This is a genomic window from Corallococcus sp. RDP092CA, assembly GCF_041903675.1.
In the GTDB taxonomy this organism is placed as follows: Bacteria; Myxococcota; Myxococcia; order Myxococcales; family Myxococcaceae; genus Corallococcus.
Window position 1 is genome coordinate 1 of record NZ_JAYESI010000181.1, and the last position, 255, is coordinate 255.

Consider the following 255-nt stretch of genomic DNA (forward strand, 5'->3'; position numbering starts at 1 on the left):
TCCTCGACTCCTCCCTTCACCCAGTCCCCGTCGGCGTCGCCGGTGAGCTGTACGTCGGGGGGCTCGGCCTCGCCTGGGGCTACCTCCACCGTCCGGACCTCACCGCCGAGCGCTTCGTCCCCCATCCCTTCTCCACCTCTCCAGGCCAGCGCCTCTACCGCACCGGCGACAAGGCCCGCTGGCGCGACGACGGCTCCCTCGACTTCCTCGGCCGCGTCGACTTCCAGGTGAAGGTCCGCGGCTTCCGCATCGAGC

1 protein-coding gene is annotated in these 255 nt (G+C 71.4%); it reads left to right on the top strand.

The genetic code is table 11. The annotated features are described in order from the left end of the window. The coding region (locus U8525_RS34700) for a hypothetical protein (RefSeq protein WP_374271009.1) at nt 1-255 on the top strand (255 nt) is incomplete at both ends.